The following is a 24,215-nucleotide window of genomic DNA, read 5'->3' on the forward strand; positions in this document are numbered from 1 at the left end:
CTAAAAAGAATTGTAGCACGTGTATTTCACTGCCATAATTCTTTTCTTTATTTAGATTAAATAATGGCTGCAATCTAGTCTTTGAGCCACTTAACTGTTAAGATTTTTCTTTTTTATAAAAATAATCAAAATTAAGAAGTAAATCCATTTCCCTCCGGTATTCTTCCCTCTTTCACACTTAAGTTTATACAAGAAGTTTCTTAATTTATATAAATCACAACATCTTATTAACCCAGGAATAATTTCTTTCGTTTAGGAAATTTTATAAATAAACTTTTTGAAATTTTTCGAGGTGTTTTCAATGTTTTTAAAACAGAATAACAAAGAAATAAAGTTACTGGTTTTTGCAGCAATCATACTCATTCTTTATTTGTCTCCTTTATTTATTCTTGGAGAAAATGCGCATATTCGCGTTCATGATAATCTTGATTCCAATCTGTCCTGGTATAAGGTTTTGGCAAGGAGCGGAGAGATAATAGGTCCGATTGATGCTACCATTCCACAGGTGATAAACAATCAATTGTCAAGAAACGCATTTAGTACGGAATTTAGTGGTATCGTTTGGTTGTATGCTTTTTTTCCAAATATGGTTGCGTATGCATTGAGTCAAACGATTACAAGAGTGGTTGCATTTATAGGGATGTATATTCTTTTAAAACAACATTTTTTACCTAGAGAGGAATGGAGGGTCATTGCAGTAGGAGTTTCATTAGCTTTTGCTCTTACTCCTTTCTGGCCGTCAGGAATGCTTAGTACTCTCGGAATGCCTCTTGCACTTTGGGCATTTTTAAATATTCGAAAAGGAGAAAGGTCGTGGAAGAACTATTTCGTACTCACTCTTATTCCTCTATACTCGAGTATTGTTTTAGGTTTTTTCTTTTTTTTAAGCGGAATGGGAGTCCTTTGGTTAGTGGACTTAGTAATAAAAAAAGAATGGAACTTTCGTTTTCTTTTTTCAGTTATTTATATGACGCTCATTTACATGATTGTAGAATATCGCTTAGTATCTTCCTTCTTTTTATCTACTGCACCTAACAGTAGAGATGAATATTTTCATGCAAGATTATCGTTATGGCGATCTCTCCGCCTCACATTGAAAAATTTCCTTCTAGGACATACCCATGTCATGACAGTCCATACATTTGTTATTTTACCTGTCATACTTATTGCGTTGTATTTTATCATTACTAAGAAACAATGGAAGCAAGAAAAAGTCTTTGTTTTTTTGTTTTTGTTTAACATAGCTTTGTCAATTTGGTATGCTTTTTGGTTTTATAAAGGTTGGCTTCCATTAACAAAACGTTTTCACATTTTAGATACATTTAATTTTGCACGTTATCATTTTTTACGCCCGTTAGTTATCTATGTTTTATTCGCTCTTGGATTAAAAGTTTTATGGTTACAAGGGAAAATATGGAGACCCGCTGTAACAGGTTTTGTGATTGCTCAAATTATTTTGTTAAGCTTTTATAATGAGGAAATTATTCTTCAAAATAAACCTTCAGTAAAGGAATTTTTTGCAGAAGAACAATTCCAGAAGATAAAAGAGTATATCGATTTACCTTTGGAACAGTACCGTGTCGCTAATATTGGTTTACATCCTGCTATCGCTCAGTACAATGGATTCTATACACTTGATACATACAATAATTTTTATCCTCTATCGTATAAATATGAATTCCGAAAAATAATCGAGAAGGAACTAGCGAAAAATGAAACGCTTCGTACATATTTTGACGAATGGGGTGGCCGCTGTTATATTTTCACCGAGGAACTTGGAAAACACTATATGTTTACAAAAAAATCGAACAGACGCTTGAAAAATGTAGAACTAAATATAGAGCATTTCAAAAAAATGGGTGGTCGTTACATATTTTCTGCTGTCCCAATTGAAAATACAGCAGAAAACAATTTATCTCTTGAAAAAATATTTACATCAAAGACATCGGCTTGGGAAATTTATTTATATGAAGCAATCTAGATACTTGAAATAAATTGCCTCTCTTGATATAAAATAATAAAAACCAAACAAATATTTGTTTGGTTTTTATTATTTTATATCAAATTGAACTACTCACCATTTAACATCCTAACAGGCCATTTGAAATAAAAAATTCCTAAGTAAAAAACAAGCGGTTTCTAATTGAGTATCCTCTTTTTTTAAATTAAGATTCTTAACAGTATTTAAATCAAATTACATGAATTCAAAATTAATTGTATGCTTAAAAAGATTGATTAACAGGTTGGTATATATTAGCTAAAGTTTGCACTTCTGATTCTGGAGCTGTAGATAATGGATAATATCCTTTTTTGACCATATATTGCCAGACATCGTATGCATGTCTACCACTATTTAAGAAAGCATTTTCTAAGAATGTTCTTAAGCTAGGGTTTGCACATTCTAATACAGAACCAGCATAATTTAAAGCTGCCGACTTTTGATTTAATAAGTATCCAGTTGCAATTGCTCGGTCATTAGGTGTTACTCCGTTTACATCCGGAGTAACAGGTGGCAACTCTTCAACAGGTGCTTTTAAGTAAGAAGATAGTACAGACGTTAACTTAGATGGCTGAAATTTTTCAATATTTGGTTCACTTTGACTCTGTACGAATTCAACTTTTAAATTATAATCCTGCACATGTAATGGAAAATGTTGTTGCAATAATTGTTTTAATTCTGGATCTTGTGCTTGCTGAATGTATGTACTCATCATGTTAATTGTATTATAACAACCAGCAATTAATTCACTTAAATCACGTAATTCATGTGTAGCTAATTGCATATTTTATTCCTCCTTTTTCACATCAATTCTATGTTTTACTAAAACAATAGAAATTATGATTAAAATAAAAATAAATTTTTATGAAAAATGAAAGATATAATGAATTTCAAAGAAATTGAACATATTTCTTGCTACTAAGATCAATTATAAAGATTGAAATACATATGGAATTAGTAACTTTTATTAAATTTTCGGGGTGATTCCATACATGCCAATGGTAGATGTAGACGGTAGTAGTTTGTATTACATAGTTAACACCTATTATTTTTATTCATCCGTCTACTTTGAATCATGAAAATTTTGAATATCAAATAGTTGATTTGTCTAGAAATTTTAAAGTAATTGCTTTTGCTGTTAGAGAACATGGAAAAGTCTTAGTTCAAGTCAAACAATAACGTATTTACTAGTTAATTAAGAAAAATACAATAACATATCAAAAATCGAAACAAAATAGTTGATTATTCAAGGAAAACAAGTGAGGTAATGGTGTGCCTTAATAATTACTACCTGTGGTTTCACGTTATGGAAGACGAAACAGCTGGTATTCATCATCTCAAAAAATCCAGTAACTTCATCATAAAAATTGCGCCTAGATTTATCTAAGCGCAATTTTTATGAAACATTATTTTTGATTTGCTTATGAATCACTTTATTATAGCAACCATGTTTTACTACTTGCCTAACATCATCTACTTCAATTCCCATTACCTCTGTAATATCTACTACAATTGTATTCTGTAGAACACTCACTACATATCCGATTAACTGTAAATTAGAATTTTTACGATAAAAAAATTGAACGTAATCCCCAATTGTTACCTGTATTTTTTGCTCCATTTGGTACCCCCTTAATTTTCATTAATTATTCGTTAGGGTTCCCTTTTTTTGCTTCTTCATACTGTTTAATAAATTTACAAAATAAAGAACGCTTATGTCATGTTTCTTCATAGCTTTTAATACATTAATTGTATCGCAAAGTTTTAGTTAGCAAACTAGCGATAAATACTTTATTATTGTTTGTACTATATTTAAAAAGCTTCTACCCTAAATACAATAAGTAAAGCAAAAAGAACTTGTAGGAATCCTACAAGTTCTTTTTCAGATAATTTATAAAAGGTGCATCAAACTACCTCATTACTCGTAACGGAGAAACCATCTTACATATGGCTTGATTTCATTATATAACAAATCTTAACATGTGGGATTTTATTTTCAGAAAATTATGCGAATTAAAAAATAACAGAGATTATCAAGGTTTGTATTCCTAAAAACTCCAATTAAATATTTTATACAAAAGACTTTTAAATAATATCAATCTCATAATAAATTATGGAAAATATAATTATAGGTAAATAGAGAGGAATGGTGCATTCTTACAAAAAGCTATATATTTATATTTAAAGTTTATTAACTTTAAAACTTTTTCTAATATTCGAAACCGTTATTTGTAATCCAATCCATATTTTGTTGATACTAATATAATTACAGGTATGCTAAAATTCATTTAAAACATTGCTTTTGGGAATACAATTGCTATCATAATCGCGATTTATTTTCTACAACCTGATTGGGTTTCAACCCAAATTGCGGTGTTATTCCGCAGTCCTTAATAAATTGTTAAGGACCTTTTTTATTTGTCCTTTAGCTGCGAAAATATAAAATTTTCATAATGGGGGTACTTCATAATTTTAGATTGATAACGATCTGGCGGGAGTCCTTATTTAACATAAATATGACAATAACATAGTTAGTTTTTATACAAATAAATAATTAAGATATAAGATGATATAATAAATAAATGAAATAAACACCCCTACTTATTCTTAAGGCAAGTAAGTAGATTTTATTTCATTAGTTTAAAGCTATGTACAAAAAAATAACCCCTAGGGGTTATTTTTTTTGTACATAGCTTTATTTTTCAAATTCTTTAAAAGTATCTTTTAAATCATTATCTGTTATTTTTATATCTGCTTTCTTGAATAAATCTTTAAAGAATTGTTGTTGCCATTGTTGATCTTGTGAACGCTTCTGTTCTAGTTCCTTACGAATATTATCTTTTTCTTGATCAAAAGGTTTTAACTCTTTTTTCTCTGTTAATTTAATAATATGGTAACCATAAGAAGATTTTATTGGATCACTTACTTGTCCAGCTTCTAATTTATAAGCAGCTTCTTCAAATTTAGAATCCATTTCACCTGGACCAAAATCAGGTAATTCTCCACCTTTTTCTTTTGAACCAGGATCTTCTGAATATTGTTTTGCTAATGCTGCAAAATCTTCTCCATTATTTAATTTTTCTTTTATTTCTTTCGCTGTTTTTTCATCTTTTACTAAAATATGACTTGCCTTTAATTTTGGTTTATAGTAATCTTTCATTTCTTTTTCCGTAACTGAAGCTTTAACAGCTTTTTCAAAGGCTATTTGCGTTTTTATTTTTGTTTTAAGATCATCTTCATCTTTAGCACCAGCTTGTGTTAAATAGGATTTAAAATTATCGCCCATTTGTTTTTTTAATTCTTCAACTTTTTTCTTTGCTTCATCATCTGAAACTTTATATTTATCTAATAAAATCTTGTCTAACATTACTTGTTGTAAAACAGGTTTTCCTGCTGTTTCTTTTAACTTTTTATTAAATTCTTCTTGTGTCAAATTTCCTGATTTCGATGTAACAAGATTATCAGAATTACCACATGCAGATAATAATAAAATACTACTCATTGCAGCACCTATAAAAATATTTCGTTTATTCAATGTATTATACCTCATTCTATAAATTGATTTATAGTCTAGTATATTTTATTTCCTTAATAAAACAAAATTTTTATAAGAAAAAGTTTTTGTTTATTTCCATTAAAAATGTAATATAGATTCACTAAAAACAAAGGTATTCACCCTGCTTTTAAGTATAAACTAATAGCTGGATTAAGATCTAACAAAGGGATTATGCCTTTTCCGTAGACTTAAAACTCCAAAGTAAACTTTTGGCTAAAAGTTTACTTTGGAGTATTGAATCATTTATAGATTATTTTGTAATAATTTTCTCAATATAGATATACTTATCAATTATGATTTTAATATTCAAAATTAACAAAAATTGAAGTATTATAAAAATATGATGGTTATTCCTTTTGTTTACTCCTTGTGCTAAAGATAAGATTCTGTTCCCGATCTTATCTTTTTTTATTTGTGATTTTTGATATAAAAAAAGAATCCTTATCATAAGGATTCTGCAACAGGAAATAACATATATATAACAATAAAAAGAGTTACTTATATTATAATTTGAAAATGAATATTTTAGAGTACGTATTAAAGATTTTTTGAGAATTAACATGAAAATTCGATTATTTATCCTATTCGAAAAACACTTATACTAGCAGACACTGCTGTCAAAGCTCCTCCTCCATTATTCGAAAGGGTTACAGTTCCTGTTGTAGAAGTATTGTTAACCAAAGTTAATGTAGAAGGGACAGTTGTAACTGTGAAAGCAACATTACCTGTGGTTTGAATACGGTTTACAGTTGTACCATATCTTCCCCCTGGAATTGGTGTACCATTCAGTGCAAAAGAAAATTGATTTGCCTGTACAGCTGTCAAATTAAATTCAGCTACATATGTTCCTGTTATATTAATTATAATATTTTCAGTTCCTGCTATGTGTGTCAATGCTGATCCTATTATAGGTCCATTTGTATTGAAGGTAATAGCACTTCCTACTGAAATTAATTGATTAGTTGTATCATAAGTATATAAATAGTTTGTTATCCCTGAACTATTGTCTCCAGTTGGTCCCGTATCTCCGGTTGGTCCTGTTACTCCCGTTACTCCTGTTACTCCTGATGGTCCCGTTACTCCGATCGGTAGAGCTGTGACGTACTGTAAAGCTACATCGTCTATAAGTACCCTGGAACTCCCAGCCTGTCCTTCTTTATAAATAAGTAATATAGCTTTATCTGCTAAAGGTGGAGACGGAGAAGTAATTTGATATATCTCTAACCAATTACTTTGATTACCATTCGGAAGATGATTTAGTGGAATACTCATAATTAAGCCTTGTTCCAAAAAAATAGAATTATAATAGTAAGCAAGTTTAATAGAAAGCGGAGGACTTGGAGCACCCCCAATTTTAGCAAGTGAAATAAGAAATTCAAAACTTTCATTTGGAGGTATAGGGATTGCTTGTATGAGCTGAGCATTAGCTTCTCCCCCAATTAAGCTTGCACTATAGATGCCCGAATGACTATTTGTGTTAACAATTTGTACATTTGTTGTAATGAACGGAGCAAGAGTTCCACTTTCAAAGCTTCCATTAATTATCAAGTTAGTGATCAAAAAAATCACCCCTTTCCAAAAAATATTTTATGAAAAAATCAATTTCTTTATGAATTTATATAAGAATTAAAACTTTTATAACTAAAAAGAAAATCATTCTTGGGTATTTTTTCCTAAATATCTGAAAAGGGAGTATTTGCTGAATTTATACATTATGTCAAATGAAAGTAAACTTTTGGGTAAAAGTTTACTTTGGAGTTTTGAATCATTTATAACTAATTTTGTAATAATTTTCTCAATATAGATATACTTATCAATTATGGTTTTAATATTAAAAATTAACAAAAATTGGAGTATCATAAAAATATGATGGTTATTCCTTTTGTTTATTCCTTGTGCTAAAGATAAGATTCTGTTCCCGATCTTATCTTTTTTTATTTGTGATTTTTGATATAAAAAAAGAATCCTTATCATAAGGATTCTGCAACAGAAAAGAACAAATATATAATAATAAAAAGAATTACTTATATTATAATTTAAAAACAAGACAAATATGTTGAGAAAATTCATAATGGATTGAATATTACTATACGCTTATATATAATTGATTAAGAGTTGGAGTAGTAATCTGTCATCTGTTCCTTTTTTTGAAGAAGATTGATCTCAATCTTCTATTTTTTTGTTTTTTCCTCTTCCCTCGAAAAAGGAAAAAGAATTACTTAAGAATTGTGGAAATTGCTTGCTTGTAGACTAGTTGTTGCTTACCATGAGCAATCATAAGAACGGTGAATTTATCCATTGCAAGGATCTGCCCACGTACTGGAACGCCATTCTTTAAAAACACAGTAACTTCCTCTTTTTTCTCTTTCAATTGTTCATACATATCTTCTTGTAAGTTATACATGAAATGCGCCCCCTAATTTTATCTACTTATCTTCTAATACTTGCTGCCTCTCATTGTTGTCTATATACAACTATCGTATCACATTTAAATTAAAATACGGCCCTAAGAAGAAATTAAGCCGATCCTTTTGAAAATAAAAAAAAGACGCGATAAAGCGCCTCCCATTTGGGTAATTAAGAAGTAAGGTTTCCAAGATAACTGAAAAAAATAGAACAGGTGCTTAGATTTTACCAGATTTTTTCGCTGAATGAACATGCATTATTGCATGCTAACAAAAATCCTGCTATTTTCCATTTGGAGGCACCCTACCATTTCGAGAAAATTGTACGTGTAGTAACATTTTTGTAACAATTAAACCCTGTGTCTGTGCAACATACTTTTGGTAAAGGTTTATGGTAATCGTTTTGGGGAACAATCAATTTCTTAAGTTGCTGGCGATGCGGCGGTAACCAAGTACTGACATTCTGACCATGTATTTAACGTAAGAGCAGTCTTCCTTCTTGAGGGATGGGCAAAAACACCCTTCTTCAAATGATTTTGTTAGCTATTCTTTTTAGTATCTTTGTTATAAATACGTTGGCTATAAATGTTTATATACGAGTATGAGAACGTCTTTTTTGTTTTGCTAGTCCCTCAATAATGTGAGCAGTCGGCATATATAATAATTGGGCTTCTGTGGAAGAAGTGATGCCAGCAAACGGATAATTATCTTGATAACAAAATGAATCATATACAATCTCATTCAGTTGAATCGCTTGATATTGTCTTGTCCATAGTTTATTAGAGATTTTATTGGTACATGCTGTGATAATATTTGATTGATTCTCCGCCATTAATGTTACAGCATGAGAAATGAGCATATTGATGGCGCTCATGATTCCTTTTCCCATCCATTTTGGATGGCAGGCTCCCATATCAAAATAAATCAAATTTCCCTTGGGTAATTGTAAAAATTCCGCGGATTTTGCTTCTAAATCTGCTAGTAGTTGTAAAATGGGTGCGACTGGTGGACATATTTGAATTGCTGTTTGTTTATCTATTAACGGTCTCTCCGCTTTTCGGCATAAAATGACTGCCACCATTTCATCGTCCTTCATAGCTACCCATGACATCTTTTGCTGAATAGCTCGGGCCACCATTTCTTCACATATTTTCTTATAGGAAAATAAGGGAACTTGTATATAACTTACTAATGGTTCATTCTGTACAAAGGCTGTTGCAATCAAATCCGTTGCCTCTTGTATATGTTTTTTCTCTAACAACTCAATTTTCATATAGGACTCCTCTTTTCTGTATTCAAGTTGGATAACAACCTATTACAACAGGTATTTGAAGTTCCTTAGGCATTAAAAACCCCCATCGATTTTTTGTTTGATATTATTCAAAACACCGCTGTGTAAATAATTATAAAGCTTTACATTATATACCCATATTGAGAAAAAAGATGAACTTAATTTCTTTATAGTGGGCACGACACACATTCATCAACTTAAGAATTTTATAACACCCTAAAACAAAAAAATGTACATTTTCACCTGGAGATGTACATTTTCTCGTTTTAGGGTATTTGTTTATCTTAACTTGATGGTGATATGACGAGACCCCTGTAGTTAAAATTAAAATTGATACACCTAGATTTTGATTTTATACTCATAAATTTGTTAACGGGGGAAATCCAAGAAAAAACGGCTTGATCTTTTATAAAACAAGCTTTAAACCGATTGCTGCTCCTAAAACCATAGCAATAAAAATGATTCGTCTCCAGTCTTTTGATTCTCCATATAGAAGCATGCCTAAGATCGCCCCACCTGAAGCGCCGATACCAGTCCAAACTGCGTATGCTGTTCCCATAGGGAGCGTTTTCATTGCATAAGCAAGGAATAGAAAGCTTATTCCAAATCCAAAAATTAGAAAAAGTAAGGATTTCCAGCTACGATCATTGTGCAATTTGTTTATCATTGAAATCCCTAGCATTTCAAATAAACCAGCTAGAATTAAAAACAACCATGCCATTAGGAATCGCCCTCCTTCTCAACTTTATCTTTAGTAACTAATTTCAAACCAATTACACCTGCTAGTAAGAATAAAATTAATAGAATTTTACTCAACTTAAATTCTTCTCCAAAAAATAGGATTCCTGAAAAAACAGTTCCTGCTGTACCTATCCCTACAAAAACTGCATATACGGTTCCTACAGGGATTTTTCGTCCGGCCATTATCATTAAATAGAAGCTAATGATAATAGCAATAACAGTTCCAGTCCAGGCCCAAAAGTTATCTGCGTATTTTAAACCAATAACCCAAAAAATTTCAAAAAAAGCTGCAATGAATACTTTCATCCAGTTTTTATTCATTTCATTAACACCTCCAATATTATTCTTACCAAAAAATAAAAAAAGTCTAAGAGAATAACTGTAATAATCAGTTTCTCCTAGGCTTCTATCCTTCCGTAACATCCCTCATCTTCTTTACCGTTCCTACTTAACACCACCTGAGATTTACTGATAATCCTCATTATTCTCCATTCTATATCCCCTTAATTAACAAACATTTTAGATGCAGTAGGATTAATTTTTTAAATAAGTTAATTATTATATAAATATATAAAGATATAAGGGGGTTTTATACTAAGTAGTAAAAAAATAATTTCTTACCATTCTCTTCTCCAAACTCATTATATAAAGGAAATGCCATGGAAATACTTCCAAAAAAAAATTATTAAAATATTAGCTAAGAAGATTTGCAGTCTTTGAAAATTAGTTAAAAATTTCTTTTCAATATCTGTAATATTAAAATTATTAATCATAAAATAGATAATTGGGATTAAGAATGGAATAACCCCCATTTTCGTTACTATATTTAATAATTCTGTTAAATCATCCAACTAACTCCACACCCTTTTCTCAAACAATTAAAATTTTAATTTATTAAAATAACTAATTCTTATAATAACTCCATTTTCTCATCTCCTTTATAAGCGATACTTTAATTTTCTCATTCTGATTAAATTATACATAAAATACCACAAAAATTTCATTACACCATACTGTTTGTAAAGGTGATTAAGTTTATTTTATAAACGTTTTTTCAATGAATACCTTTACAAACCTTCGTCTTTAATTAACTCCAATATTGTATTCAAAATCTTTTCTTTCGTTGATATGTTTTCATTTCCCCTCAACTTATCTCCCCCCACTCTAGAATACAGAAATTAAGCAATGTTTTAAATGTCATTTAACTTCAAAGTATCATCTTCGATTTTTAATATTAATAAATAAATTTCTAAAAATAATTTAAAACTATCTATCAAAAACTTTTCAACTATATATTAAATTTTATTACTATAAAAACGCATAATTGTGTATTCATATTTTCAATAGTGCGTTCCCAACCCTATTGAGAAGGAATCTGTTCCGTACCACTAAGTAGTTATCTTTCCAGAAAAAGAGCCTGTTCCCAATAGAAAACAGGCTCTTTTTTGTTCAAAATCGATAGAGTATACTACAACAGTATTGGTTCTTTAATTAGTGGTAAATACCCTATACTCATAGCATAATTTAATAACACATTGATGTATTCTTGATTTGGCTCTAAACAATGTATATTCTTCAAATATCCTTGCGTGTATAAACAAGATGGTATAGCTACTGATAGCTCTTCTACAGATTCTAATAAAGGCATTATGAGCTCTAAAGCTTTCTGTTCATCAGTAGTTAGATTCGTATAAAAAAACTTCTCTATATACTTCTCTTGTTTCATTAACAGGATATCGTATCCAAAAGCTTGTAAACTATTAATAAATTGGTCCCATTTAAGCTGATGTGGATTACAAATATGCATGGTTTTATTTACTGTATTGGCCTTATAAGATAATTCAGTAATAGCTAAACTTCCATAGTCTACAGGCGTTAAATCTACATACGTATTAACGTCTGGAGCTATGCTAGATAGGCATATCCCTTTTAATAATCTATAAAATGCGTTTTCATTAATATTGTATTGAAATTTACCTGTTTTAGAGTTACCCACTAAATTCCCCACACGGTATATCGTGGCACGAACTCCTTTTTCCATTGCTTCTCTGACCATTTTCTCGCCTTGAAACTTACTTTCCAGGTACAGATTATCTAAATTTTGCCCTCTATCAAAATTAGACTCAAAGAATTCAAATTCTTTTGGATCGCTTTCAGCCTGACCTACTACACTTAAAGTCGATATATAATGAAAACGTGCATTTGTGTTCTTAGCTAATTCCAATAAGTATTTTGTAGACTGAACATTTACCTTTTGAAAATGCTCACGTTCTCCATAGTGTCTAACTTCTCCACCACAATGTATGATTGACTCTACCCTATTCTTTAAATAGTCCAATTGCTTTGAATCTAGACCTAGATTCATCAAAGATAAATCCCCTTCAATTAATTCTACTCTCTCCTTCAACTTTTGGAGAATTTCTTTACCGAAATAAAACTCCATTCTTTCTTTTAACCTTGCACCAATTACTTGATCCTCATTTTTTCTTACTAAACAGTAAATAGTCGTAGATGGTAACTGTAATACTCGTTCTAAAATATGTGCTCCTAAATATCCTGTTGCCCCTGTAAGGAAAACTGCTTTTGGATAATTCACCATATCTAACTCACATTCTTCTAATTTAGTTGTTTCATAAACAGGAGTCGTTTTCGTTTCATTTTCCCTACATGCTACATTCATATTTTTCTCTTTCTTGAACGACATATCTTCCATCTCTTCAATATGAGAGGCTAATTTTTCTATTGTTCTATACTTAAAGAAATCTTGAATTTTCAAGTTAGGGTATAACGGTTTTAATTTGACTAATGCCGGCATAACTTTTAAAGAATGTCCACCCAAATTAAAGAAATCATCTTTTAACCCTATAGATTTTACGTTTAGAACTTCAGACCATATCTTTGCAATATTCTTTTGCACTTTAGTTTGAGGTTTAAGTTTACACTCATCGTTTTTCTCATGATCAAACTCTATTTTTGGCAGTTTTTCAAAATCAATTTTCCCGTTCGCCGTTATTGGGATTTCTAACACATGAGAGTAATATTTAGGGACCATATATTCTGGCAATACATTTGATAAATGTAAAGCTAACTTATTTTTCTCTATCCCTATACCGTCCACTGTTTTATAATAAGCTTGCAGTAACATTCCATCTTTCGTTTGTGTTACCACAGCCTGACTTATCCCCTCAAGTTGTAACATTGCATCTTCTATTTCTCCTAATTCAATTCTGTGCCCTCTAATTTTAACCTGCTTATCTTTTCTTCCCATAAATTCTATATTTCCATTTGGTAACCACCTTGCTAAATCACCTGTTCGATATAATCTTTTACTATTGTCTTCTGAAAATGGGTTTGAAATAAATGCCTGTTTTGTTTTTTCTTCCTGCTTCCAATACCCTTGAGCCAATCCTAAACTTTCAATATATAATTCACCCATAACCCCTACCGGACAATGTTGCATATATGAATTCAATATATGAACCTTTGTATTAGAAATAGGAATACCAATTGGTATGCTTCCTAAAAGATTATTGTCGCCTTCTAAAACTGGTATGAAATAATACATTGCTGAAACGGTTGCTTCAGTAGGGCCATACTCATTTACCAGCTGTACTTGGTTTTTAAAAGTATTTTGCCAACTTCTAATAGCATTTGTTGATGCAGCTTCCCCTCCCATTATTATAAATCTTAAAGAACGTATCTTTTCGCTATCCAGTTTAGTTAATGAAGTTGATAATTCATTGAAAAATACTGTTGGTAAGTCAGAAATAGTTGCTTGAGTTTCTTGAATGGCTTGAGCATATGCGACAGTTGAATAGCGCTGTTCATCACTTAATACATATAGTTCCGCCCCATTTAACAAGGTAGAAAAAATTTCCGATACAGAAGAATCAAAACTATGGGAATAAAACTGTGTTACTTTATCATTTGGAGAAATCTGAAATACTTCATTTCTCCATTCAACTAAATTTAATACTCCTTTATGCGTTAATAATGTACCTTTTGGTTTTCCTGTTGATCCTGAAGTATAAATTACATATGCCAAGTCATCTGGTTTATTTAACATTTTCACATCATCATTTATAGTCGTACGATATATATCCTCTATTATTGAAACCTTATAATCACTTACATTCAAATGACTTTTGAATTTGTTACTCGTTATAATTCTACATGCCTCACTGTCACGAACTATATAATTTATTCTATCCTCAGGGTATTTTACATCGATTGGTATATAGGCAGCACCGGCTTTTAATATTCCAAGCATAGAAACGATACTATTCATACTTCTATCTAAAAATATGGCTACCTTATCACCTCTTTTTATACCTTTTTCGAGTAAATGTTGAGCTACTTGATTAGAGCTCATATTTAATTGTCTATATGTTAGAGATTCCGTTTCAGTCGCTACAGCAATACGATTGGATTGTCTATCTACTTGCATATAGAATTGCTCCTGTATATTTTGAAAATAAGGATATGGTCTTTCTGTATGATTTACCTTTTTATATAAAGATTCTTCTTCCTGTGATAGGAATGAAAGATTTTCATATGTTACTGTTCGTTGATGAATAAATGCCTCCAGTATAGTAAGTAAATTTTGAGTAAACCTATTAATTGACTCTTCCTTGAAAAGATTAATATCATACTCAAATGAAACCCCTACATAATCCAATCCTTCTTCAACAGCTAAAGAAATGTCAAACTTACTAATATCTTGTTTATTAGGTAACAACTGAAGCTTGTATGCATCATGTTGCTGCAGAATATCTTTCTGATAACTAAACATAGTAGAAAAGATCGGGTTATTTCCAAAGCTTCTATCAGGATTTATTTGTTCAATTACTTTATCAAATGGGTACGATTGGTTTTGGAAAGAATTCAAACATTTTTCTCTCACTACTTGTAATAGCTGTGTTAAATTTTTCACATCATTTAATTGTGTTCTAATTGCTAAGGTATTTACAAAGAATCCTTGTATTTGTTCAAATTCTTGATGATTCCTTCCAACAACCGGTGTACCTACAATAATATCTTTTTGATCCGTTAGATAATGTAACAATTGAATATACGCTGCTAAAAATAGCATATACATAGAAACATTCTCTTGTTCACATACTTGTTTCAAAGACTCTTTCATTTCATTATCTAACTTCATTTCAAATACTGTACCCTTATTTGTACTTTGACGATTCCTACTAAAATCTAAAGGAAGATTTAGTATAGGAAGAGATGCTGCAAGTTCGGCCATCCAATAAGATTTTTCCTTATCCCACCGACCTAAATTTAACTGCTCCTGTTCCCACTCAGCATAATCTACATATCGATTAGAGATAGTTGGCAACTCAGGATTTCTACGTTTTGCAAAGGCACTATATACCTTCATTAATTCATCTAATAAATTCCTTACACTCCACTCATCTGTAATAATGTGATGTAAATTGATATATAAATAAGAATTTTTCTTATTCAGATTAAAAATTCTAATCCTAAAAAGAGGGCCATTTTCTAAATCAAATGGTGTATGATCCGTTTGATTTATTGTTGTACGTATATATTCTTGTTGTTCTTTTTTAGACATGTGTTCAATCTCATCGTGAATCAAATCAATCGCTATTGAGTTTAAGATGACTTGTCTAGGCTCCCCATTTCTTTCAATAAACACTGTTCGTAGCATTTCGTGTCGTTCAACTAAAAATCTTATGGTATCTTGTAAGATATCTTTTTTCAAACTCGGCTCAATATATATGTGTAGTGGTGTATCATATACTCTATTAATGGCGTTATACTTATTTAAAAACCAGATTCTTTTTTGAGCACTTGATAACTGATAACTTTCCTTATCTGCTACTTTTAATACTTGCATCTCCTGTTCTGCCCTATCTTGATTTACTATCATTAATTTATCGATGTAAGCTGATAGACTAGCAATCGTTGTATGCTCAAAAATATCTCTAATTTCAATTTTTAGATGAAACTCTTTTTGAATTTGATTTAACACTTGCACAGCAATTAATGAATGTCCCCCAAGTTTAAAAAAGTCATCATCTCTGCCGATTCTATATTTCCCTAAATTTAAAATCTCTGCCCATGTTTTTGCCAATCTTTTTTCTGTTTCACTTATCGGTGGAACATATTGCTTCTGCATGTTTTCAAGTAAAGATGGGATTTGTAATTCTAATTTTTTTCTATCTAGTTTCCCGCTTGGTGATACAGGAAAACTTCCAAGGTGAAATACATAATTTGGCATCATAAAATCTGGTAAACTTTCACTTAAAAATGTTTTTAATGCCTCTTGTTTTGGTTCTGTATTGTCTTTTGATAAATAAAAACTAACGATTTTGTCGTTTTGATAAGTGAATACTACAGCATCTCTCACTTCTGGATGTTTAAATAATGTTCCTTCGATTTCATCCAGCTCAATTCGATACCCACGTATTTTTACTTGATTATCTTTCCTTCCGATAAATTCTAAATTTCCATTCGGTAAAAGACGTACTAAATCTCCAGTGCAGTAAATCTTTTTATCGTGATTATAGGATTTACCAAAAGAAATAAACGCCTCTTTTGTTTTTTCCTTTTGATTTAAATATCCGTTGGCAACTCCATCACCGCCAATAAATAACTCACCTACTACACCTGACGGACATAACGTATTAAACGGACTAACCACGAAAACTTCACTATTAGCAATTGGTTTACCTATTGGGATATTAGAGATTTCTTTTTGTATCTCACCATTTACTTCATACATGGTTGCACATACAGTAGTTTCAGTAGGACCATATGCATTAAGAACTGGAATCTTTAACCCTAATTTACTTTGCCATTTACGAACTGATTCAGCAGGTAAAGTTTCCCCTCCTACAAATACACGTTTTACAGAATTTAATTTAAGTAACATTTCTTTTGGCATATCAGCTATTAATTTAAAAAACGCAGTTGGTAAAACCACATTTGTAATACCATTCTTTTGAATTACATTTATAAATTCCTCTGCTGAACGTTTTTCGATTTCAGAAATTAAATGCATTCTCCCTCCACATAGCAAAATCGGAAATATTTCCATAATGGAGGCGTCAAAAATGATTGTTGCAAATTGTAAAAACACATCTTCTTTTCCTAAATGAAATGTATTGATTACTGAATATGATAAATTAATAACTCCTTTATGTGGTACAACAACTCCTTTTGGCAAACCTGTTGAACCTGACGTGTAGATAATATAAGCTGCATCTTCTATGGTATGTGTAGGCGCAATATTTTCTATAGAATTAGCGTAATGAAAATCATCTAGATAAATTGTATGAATCGCAAAACTTTCAACCAATCCCCTGTATTCTTTCTTCGTAATAATCATTTGACTTTCGCTATCTTTTAAGATATATTCTATTCTTTTTTCAGGAAACTTTGGATCAATTGGTACATAAACTCCACCTGATTTTAGGATACCTAGAATCCATACAATGGTATCAATCTCTCTCTCCATTGTAATACTTACACGTTGTCCCTTTTCCAAATCATTTTCACGTAAATAATTCGCTATTTGATTTGACCTTTGCTGCAATTCATAATAGGTAATGGATTTATCCCCCATTGAAATCGCTATTTGATTTGGTGATTTTAATGCTTGTAAATCTATTAATTGATCTAATGTTTTTGAATTAGGATATGTAAGAGCATTTGAGTTCATTTCTTTGTATAGACGATGATCTTTCTCTAAAAGCAAATCCAATGAATAGATAGGCTCGTTCACATTCTTCATTAGTTTTTGTAACAAATATATATATCTTTCGACTAAATCACTAATACTCTCTGGTTTATATAATGCTGAGTTATAGTCAATCTCAATTTTATTCTCTGTTTCCCCTTCATATCGCATTATTCTCCAGGTCATATTAAAAGGATTTACTCTTTTACAATCTGTTAAAACTGTTGACTCAATATCAGGAATTTTTAATTCCGGTATCTTCATCGTATTAAATGCTGTGGAATATACCATATTATGATTTGTATTTGTATTTAGATTCAAATCTTTTACTAAATGTGAATAAGGATTATGTTTATACGTAATAGCTAGATGAATAGATTTATTCACTTTATTAAGTATCCCCTTAAATGTTTCTCCCTTTTCTATTGTTATACATATAGGTACTGTATTAACAAAATAGCCAAAAGTATTTCGTTCTTCTGTATGTGGTCTAGTATTAATTGGAATACCAACAATTATCTCTTCAGCATTTGTCATTTGATGAAGCAAGGTACAATAAGTACTTAACATTACTCGATAAATACTTATATTATTTTTTTTAGCAAAACATTGTATTTGATAAAATAGATCCGAATTAATATTCTTGCTTATATTTTTATCTGTATATCTCTTTTCATTTATTTTATTAAAATCAATAGGAAACTCTGTAGGAGTTAATTCACCTTGTAAATAATCTTTCCAATACGATGATCCTTCTTTATATATTGCACTATCAATAAAACCCTCCTCATACTCTACGAGGTTCTTATAAGGAGATTCAAATTCTACATTTGTCTTCCCTTGAAGTAATTCACCATACGTATTGGATAATTGTCGGATGAAGACTCCTAAACTCCATCCATCGTAAATAATGTGATGAAACATTAAATGTAAAACAAATGTATCTTCACTGAATTTAATAATGTGGAATTTAAACAAAGGCCCCTCTTCTAAACTAAATTTCTCATTCACTATAGATTCTAAGAAATTTTTTAAAATAGATTTTTGTTCTGTGTTTTTAAAAGCAGTTAAGTCCTTAATTGGTATATCAAATTCTACATTCCTTTGAATTAATTGCTTTATCTTTTCATCCCTCTTCTTAAATATTGTACGTAGCGCCGGATGTGATTGCACTATTGTAGTAAGCGTTTTCTTTAAAACCTCTATTTGAAGATTTCCTTTTAACTTTATTATAATCGGTTCATTGTTCATTCCTTTTTCTATTTCCATTTGATGAGCTATCCATAATGCTTCTTGGCCTACTGTTACATCTAATTCTTCTACAATTTCATATTTCTTTTGTATTTCTTTCATATGAATTTCTCCTTTTATAAATATTTAAAAACGGATAATATTTACAGTTACAACTATATGTACATATTCTGCAATTTGTAAATCTATATTTTCCGACTAGATTCAACATTTATTTCACTTATTGCATAGTTATTAAAATTATGAATAAAACTCATATTTATACTGTAACAGTTCATACTTTTATTCAATTTAAGCATAAAAAACCATTTCACTAATAATTCTAATTTCTTTTTATACAGTAATCTTACATATTTTATTAAAGGAAATAGCCTAATTTATACTCCGAAAACAAATTCAAGAATATTCCAACTGGTCACTATATATACTGCTAATAACATAAAATGTAAAGGAGGAGTCCGTACATAATGGAATATAGATTATTAGGTAACACGGGAGTAATAGTTTCAGAGATAGGATTCGGTTCTTGGGCAATTGGTGGAGATGAATGGGGAGCAGTAAAAGATAATGAATCCATTGATGCAATTGAAAAAGCAATTGACCTAGGGGTTAATTTTATTGACACTGCTGATGTTTATGGATTAGGTCATAGTGAAACGTTAGTTGCAAAAGCTATAAATAATCGCAGGCAAGATATCATTCTTTCTACAAAAGGTGGTTTAATTGGTCATCATTATGACCCCAATCAACCAGCCGTTTATGGAGATCCTCAAAAGATCATTGATGCGTTTGAGGCTAGTTTACTGCGGCTTAAAACGGATTATATAGATGTGTACTTTTGTCATATTTGGTGGGATAAACATGAAGAAACAGAAGCCTTTCTACAAGCTTTCCAAACCTTAAAAAAATCTGGCAAAGTGAGAGCAGTTGGCGTTTCTACTAATGATTTAGATTATATTAAACATTTTAATCAGAATGATGATTTAGATGTTGTACAATTCGATTACAGTATTCTGAATAAAGAGCCCGAAAAAGACATCCTTCCTTATATTGAAAAACATAATTTAGGTGCTGTGATAAGAGGTCCACTTAAGATGGGGATTTTAACTGGGAAATTTAATCATGAAACTCAATTTCCAGACGATGATTTAAGAAAAGATTGGCCAAAAGAAAAGTGGTTTAAAGATAGCTTACACACAGTAGAGAAATTACGTTCACTTGTACGTTCAAATCGAAGTTTAGCGCAAGTTGCTTTACGTTATGTTTTAAGTCACCCAGCCGTTTCAGTTGCTATTCCTGGTGCAAAAAATTCTACTCAGGTTGAAGAAAACTCTTCACACTTAACTCGTCCATTATTATTAGACAATGAAATTGAATTCATTAAAAAACTTTGATCGAATAATTATTATTCCATAAAAAATTATGCTGATTTTTCTACCAAATCCATACTACTACTTCTTCCCAACTAGAACATATCTTTAGCACTTCCACCCTATTTTTTATCTTTCCCCAACAATTTCTACAGTTTATAAGGTAGTTGAACCCTTTTATTCAACTACCTTATAATACGTTTTACATTATATTAAAATATCTACTACATTAGTTAAATACATGCTAGGGCAACATGCAAACCAAATAAACAATTAATTCAGAAATATTTTTAGAAACTTCATTATCTCACAATTACTTTTTTTAAAATAAATCAAAAAATTTTTCTTTACTTTAAATTCCATAATTCATATAATCTTCTATGGAATTACATTTTTTTCTAAATAGCTTCTCATTTCTAAGTATTCAAAAGGGCAATTACAAATTATTATACCCTTATGTTTAACCAAGTAAAATAAAAATCCAGTTTTTCACAAGGAGAAGTGACTGCATGCAAGATATTTTAAAGCTATTTCCGAGCGTTGACGGAAATGAAGAAAAACAACAACTTTTATTAGAATCTATGCAGAAAATAATTAAAAATCTTGACCGATTAAAAAATGAAGAGCGAGCTACTTTAGGTAAATGTGAGGAAAAATCAGAAGGATACTACAATAGCTTAATTCACCAAAGTCATATTCCACTAGCTGGAATCACTATGTCTGAGGTTATAGAAGAGCTAAACCAATTTATGAATGGTCATCCTTATCCAAATAAATATTACTTGTCTAACGCTGTACCACTACCAAGTATACCTTCACTATTAGGTGTAATAACCATGTCCCTTTTAAATGGTAATGGTGTTTGGGATGTATATGGTCCAGGGGCAGCAGAAGCAGAAGTAAAAGTGGTATCCATGCTTTCAAAACTGATAGGTTATAATCCACATAACAGTGGCGGCTATACAACATGGGGTGGACAAGGATGCGTGTTTTCGAGCTTACGCTTAGCAATTTCTAAACAATTCCCATCAGCAAAAGAATATGGTGCTCCACAAAATGTATATTGCTTTGCTTCTGAAAATGCACATTATAGTTTATTAAAGTCAGCTGAAGCAACTGGTATTGGGTCAAATCACTTAATAAAAGTGAAAACTGATCCTTATACAAATTCTATGGATATAGAAGATTTAGAGAATAAAATGATACAAGTTATTAAAAATGGCGGTATCCCCCTCTATATTCTAGCTACTATGGGGTCAACAGATGCTTTTACCATTGATGATATAAAAAAAATTAAAGAGAGCGCTGAAACAATACAGAGAAAATATAAATTAAAACCTATTTATATCCATGCTGATTCTGCAATGGGCGGATTCTATAGTTTCTTTAATAATTATAGTTTCGAAGAAAATCCACTCGCATTTGAACCTAATGTGAAAAATGCCTTACAATACGTACAAGATAAAATGCAATATATGTCCCTTGCAGACAGTGTATGTTTTGATTTTCATAAATTAGGACAAACATCTTATGCTTCAAGTATTCTAATCGTAAAAAATCATACTGATTTACAACTGATGGACATTGAACAAGATGATACACCTTACCTTGGTAATAGATCATATGGAAGTTATCATACAGGCTATACCTTAGAATGTTCACGAGCTGGTAGCGCTATTCCCATGTATATCAATCTATTAGCCTTTGGAATAGAAGGTTATCAAAAATTATTAGCAAATTATATTCGTGTAAATCTATTATTTAGAGAGAAGTTACGCAAGGCGCTACCTCAAGTCGCAATCACAAATGATTTTACATATGGACCAATTACAACTTTTCGGTTCTATATGAATGGAGATGGCCAAGAAAATTGGGAAAAAGAACGAATAGGTCTTGCAACAAAGGAAGAAATTGAGGATACAAACCGATTAAATATAGACCTATTTAATTACCTAGGAAAAAATCGCGATCAAGTATTTTTTGGTGATACAACTCGTTCTTGTGTAGTAGATGTAATAAACAGTTATGATAGAAATCCGATTTCTACATTAAAATTCTTTTCTATCTCTCCATATACAACTGTTGAATGTATAGATGAGATCGTAGCATTTCTTTATGAACATATTTCGATTGCTACTAAACAGATTCATTCATATGTTTCATAACCATATTTGTTAGCGCTTTAATAGTTAAACTTAACTAAATGAAATAAAATTTTTAATCCTTTTAATTACTATTAACTATATCAGGAAAGAGGAAAAACATATGAATATAGAGCTACTTGATACACACCACGTGAAAGATGCAGCACATTTACTTGCACATTCTTTTGTGAATAATGAACCTCTTGTAAGCAGTTTACAAATTCCTTTTGCTCCTTTTCACAAAATGTGCGAAGAAATGATGAAACAAGCTGTATCTCAAGCTATGTCATTTGTAGCAATAGAAAATTTTCAAATTGTTGGAGTTCTTTTAACAAAAAAAGTAACCCAGCCACTAATAGATACAGAGAAAGCGATTGAACTATGCCCGCAAATGGAACCTATTTTTCAACTTTTAGATACATTAGAGACAGAATCTATTGAGTTTTCTCATTTAGATAAAGAAAAATTGGTCTATCTAGATATGGGCGCTTGTCATCCAGATTGGATGGGAAGTGGTATAGTCACTACCCTTCTTTCACATGCCATTCAAGAGATAAGTAAAAAAGATTTTGATTTTATTGCTGCTTGCACAAATAAAATTTCTCAAAAAATCCTTAAAAAACTGTATACGACCTTTGAAATGAATGAAATAGTGTATAGTAAATTTCTTTATAAGGAAGCATATCCATTTGCTAACACAACAACTTCCTTAGCAGCCCAATTACTATATATACCTCAATCCCAATTTGTCATCGAGGCCATATAAGTTTGTGAAGAAGACTAGCTGTACTTGAGTGCAGCTATTTTTTATACAGAATAAGTTAGTAAAAGATATTCAAGTTAACATAAGTGTCACCTTTCACAATTTTACCAAATCATTAAAGGAATCTCCTTGCTCCTATCGAATTATTGTAGAGGAAAGGAGAGGAATACATGGAAATTCTAGGATTAGATCCTCGCGCATTAGCAACTTTAGGTGCACTTGAATACACCAATCGACGCAATAAATTAATTGAAGACTCGGAGAATAACATATACGAGTGTAAAGAAATAAAAGAAATACTTCAATCACTCCCTAAAGAGAAGCAGATTGAGGTTCTTGAGAATCAAGCTCACTTCGAAGCAGTGGCAAAGATGATTGAACAAAACAATTTAATTCTTTTAGAACAAATGAAAGCTCTACAGCTAATTCAAAAATAAGAAACTTAAGATTAATTAATTCTACATACGCTTCCATAAATAATGTATCTTTATCTATACCATTAGCCTCTGTTTTTACAGAGGCTTTTGTTATGCGTTGATTCATAATTTGAATAGTTTCTTGCACATATATGAATAGGTCTTCTAATAAATCTAGTATAGACTCTAATTCTTGCTTTTTAATTCTCTCTATTACTGCACTTATACATTCCCATAGTACCTTTGCACCTAATAGTTCTGCTAATCGTTTTTCACGCATTTCAAATATTTTTATATCCATATATGGTACTATCTTCCCGCCTTTCCCGACTTATTTATTCTACAAAAACCATAATTATCCTCTTATTTGAACTACCCCCACTTTCACTTCGTTTAGAAGTGGGGGGATTCCTAAGTAAAGAGTTCTATCGAACTCTAATTGATTAGGCTATCTCCGCAGTCCTTGCGGTTAGAAGCCTTATCGCTTCATTCTTTAGATTGATACTTGCGTTAATATCCCTATCATGGTGTGTACGACAAGAAGGACAGTCCCATTCACGTAGGT

Annotated in this window: 15 protein-coding genes and 2 pseudogenes; 6 read left to right on the forward strand and 11 right to left on the reverse strand. The window is 30.9% G+C overall.

Annotated elements, in window-relative coordinates; genetic code table 11:
• The first annotated feature begins 301 nt into the window (after window positions 1-301).
• The gene (locus tag MR167_RS02075) at window positions 302-1,981 is read left to right on the forward strand and encodes a DUF6044 family protein (RefSeq protein WP_242313804.1); all 1,680 of its coding nucleotides are present in this window, start codon (window positions 302-304) and stop codon (window positions 1,979-1,981) included.
• 241 nt (window positions 1,982-2,222) lie between these two features.
• Here MR167_RS02075 and MR167_RS02080 read toward each other — a convergent pair whose 3' ends face one another.
• Window positions 2,223-2,783, reverse strand: coding sequence for a spore coat protein (locus MR167_RS02080; protein WP_242313806.1), 561 nt, complete (start codon window positions 2,781-2,783; stop codon window positions 2,223-2,225).
• A 208-nt stretch (window positions 2,784-2,991) separates the two neighbouring features.
• Between MR167_RS02080 and MR167_RS02085 the strand changes: the two are divergent.
• Window positions 2,992-3,192, forward strand: a pseudogene (locus MR167_RS02085) (alpha/beta fold hydrolase); the annotation flags it as partial.
• A gap of 203 nt (window positions 3,193-3,395) precedes the next feature.
• Here the strand turns inward: MR167_RS02085 and MR167_RS02090 are convergent.
• The 9 genes and pseudogenes from MR167_RS02090 to MR167_RS02130 all read right to left on the reverse strand — a co-directional run bounded on the left by MR167_RS02090 (window position 3,396) and on the right by MR167_RS02130 (window position 19,059).
• Complete coding sequence (locus MR167_RS02090; protein ID WP_242313808.1) at window positions 3,396-3,620, reverse strand: DUF2187 domain-containing protein; 225 nt, start codon at window positions 3,618-3,620, stop codon at window positions 3,396-3,398.
• Window positions 3,621-4,694: 1,074 nt separating this feature from the next.
• Window positions 4,695-5,534, reverse strand: a complete 840-nt coding sequence (locus MR167_RS02095) for a peptidylprolyl isomerase (protein WP_242313809.1) — start codon at window positions 5,532-5,534, stop codon at window positions 4,695-4,697.
• A 597-nt stretch (window positions 5,535-6,131) separates the two neighbouring features.
• A complete protein-coding gene (locus MR167_RS02100) occupies window positions 6,132-7,115 on the reverse strand; it encodes an NTTRR-F1 domain (RefSeq protein ID WP_242313812.1) in 984 nt (327 codons plus the stop codon).
• A 655-nt stretch (window positions 7,116-7,770) separates the two neighbouring features.
• Window positions 7,771-7,959 carry an RNA chaperone Hfq gene (gene hfq / locus MR167_RS02105; RefSeq protein ID WP_242313814.1) on the reverse strand — a complete coding sequence of 63 codons (189 nt, stop codon included), beginning with the start codon at window positions 7,957-7,959 and terminating at the stop codon, window positions 7,771-7,773.
• Between the two features lie 590 nt (window positions 7,960-8,549).
• Window positions 8,550-9,233, reverse strand: coding sequence for a hypothetical protein (locus tag MR167_RS02110; RefSeq protein WP_242313815.1), 684 nt, complete (start codon window positions 9,231-9,233; stop codon window positions 8,550-8,552).
• A 424-nt stretch (window positions 9,234-9,657) separates the two neighbouring features.
• Window positions 9,658-9,972, reverse strand: a complete 315-nt coding sequence (locus MR167_RS02115; protein WP_242313817.1) for a DMT family transporter — start codon at window positions 9,970-9,972, stop codon at window positions 9,658-9,660.
• Window positions 9,972-10,313: a DMT family transporter gene (locus MR167_RS02120; protein ID WP_242313826.1), complete on the reverse strand. Its 342-nt coding sequence runs from the start codon at window positions 10,311-10,313 to the stop codon at window positions 9,972-9,974. The genes MR167_RS02115 and MR167_RS02120 overlap by 1 nt, the downstream gene beginning before the upstream one ends.
• 752 nt (window positions 10,314-11,065) lie before the next feature.
• Window positions 11,066-11,140 (reverse strand): annotated as a pseudogene (locus MR167_RS02125) (TetR/AcrR family transcriptional regulator); the annotation flags it as partial.
• 320 nt (window positions 11,141-11,460) lie between these two features.
• A complete protein-coding gene (locus tag MR167_RS02130; protein ID WP_242313819.1) occupies window positions 11,461-19,059 on the reverse strand; it encodes a non-ribosomal peptide synthetase in 7,599 nt (2,532 codons plus the stop codon).
• Between the two features lie 365 nt (window positions 19,060-19,424).
• On the opposite strand from MR167_RS02130, the gene MR167_RS02135 reads away from it, so the two are divergent.
• The 4 genes from MR167_RS02135 to MR167_RS02150 all read left to right on the forward strand — a co-directional run bounded on the left by MR167_RS02135 (window position 19,425) and on the right by MR167_RS02150 (window position 23,671).
• On the forward strand, window positions 19,425-20,351 hold the full coding sequence (locus tag MR167_RS02135; RefSeq protein WP_242313821.1) for an aldo/keto reductase: 927 nt from the start codon (window positions 19,425-19,427) through the stop codon (window positions 20,349-20,351).
• Window positions 20,352-20,836: 485 nt separating this feature from the next.
• On the forward strand, window positions 20,837-22,492 hold the full coding sequence (locus MR167_RS02140; RefSeq protein ID WP_242313824.1) for a pyridoxal phosphate-dependent decarboxylase family protein: 1,656 nt from the start codon (window positions 20,837-20,839) through the stop codon (window positions 22,490-22,492).
• A 100-nt stretch (window positions 22,493-22,592) separates the two neighbouring features.
• Complete coding sequence (locus tag MR167_RS02145) at window positions 22,593-23,237, forward strand: GNAT family N-acetyltransferase (protein WP_001019438.1); 645 nt, start codon at window positions 22,593-22,595, stop codon at window positions 23,235-23,237.
• Between the two features lie 167 nt (window positions 23,238-23,404).
• The gene (locus MR167_RS02150) at window positions 23,405-23,671 is read left to right on the forward strand and encodes a hypothetical protein (protein WP_000404243.1); all 267 of its coding nucleotides are present in this window, start codon (window positions 23,405-23,407) and stop codon (window positions 23,669-23,671) included.
• Window positions 23,672-24,093: 422 nt separating this feature from the next.
• Here the strand turns inward: MR167_RS02150 and MR167_RS02155 are convergent.
• On the reverse strand, window positions 24,094-24,215 hold a 122-nt coding region (locus tag MR167_RS02155; protein WP_242280859.1), incomplete at its 5' end, for a transposase.

The organism is Bacillus cereus group sp. BfR-BA-01355 (genome assembly GCF_022663675.1).
GTDB lineage: Bacteria > Bacillota > Bacilli > Bacillales > Bacillaceae_G > Bacillus_A > Bacillus_A thuringiensis_S.

Excerpts from the sequence above, each read along its gene's own strand:
- MR167_RS02075 (WP_242313804.1), top strand. The coding sequence starts at position 302 with ATGTTTTTAAAACAGAATAACAAAGAAATAAAGTTACTGGTTTTTGCA.
- MR167_RS02080 (WP_242313806.1), bottom strand. The coding sequence starts at position 2,783 with ATGCAATTAGCTACACATGAATTACGTGATTTAAGTGAATTAATTGCT.
- MR167_RS02090 (WP_242313808.1), bottom strand. The coding sequence starts at position 3,620 with ATGGAGCAAAAAATACAGGTAACAATTGGGGATTACGTTCAATTTTTT.
- hfq (WP_242313814.1), bottom strand. The coding sequence starts at position 7,959 with ATGTATAACTTACAAGAAGATATGTATGAACAATTGAAAGAGAAAAAA.
- MR167_RS02110 (WP_242313815.1), bottom strand. The coding sequence starts at position 9,233 with ATGAAAATTGAGTTGTTAGAGAAAAAACATATACAAGAGGCAACGGAT.
- MR167_RS02115 (WP_242313817.1), bottom strand. The coding sequence starts at position 9,972 with ATGGCATGGTTGTTTTTAATTCTAGCTGGTTTATTTGAAATGCTAGGG.
- MR167_RS02120 (WP_242313826.1), bottom strand. The coding sequence starts at position 10,313 with ATGAATAAAAACTGGATGAAAGTATTCATTGCAGCTTTTTTTGAAATT.
- MR167_RS02130 (WP_242313819.1), bottom strand. The coding sequence starts at position 19,059 with ATGAAAGAAATACAAAAGAAATATGAAATTGTAGAAGAATTAGATGTA.
- MR167_RS02135 (WP_242313821.1), top strand. The coding sequence starts at position 19,425 with ATGGAATATAGATTATTAGGTAACACGGGAGTAATAGTTTCAGAGATA.
- MR167_RS02140 (WP_242313824.1), top strand. The coding sequence starts at position 20,837 with ATGCAAGATATTTTAAAGCTATTTCCGAGCGTTGACGGAAATGAAGAA.
- MR167_RS02145 (WP_001019438.1), top strand. The coding sequence starts at position 22,593 with ATGAATATAGAGCTACTTGATACACACCACGTGAAAGATGCAGCACAT.
- MR167_RS02150 (WP_000404243.1), top strand. The coding sequence starts at position 23,405 with ATGGAAATTCTAGGATTAGATCCTCGCGCATTAGCAACTTTAGGTGCA.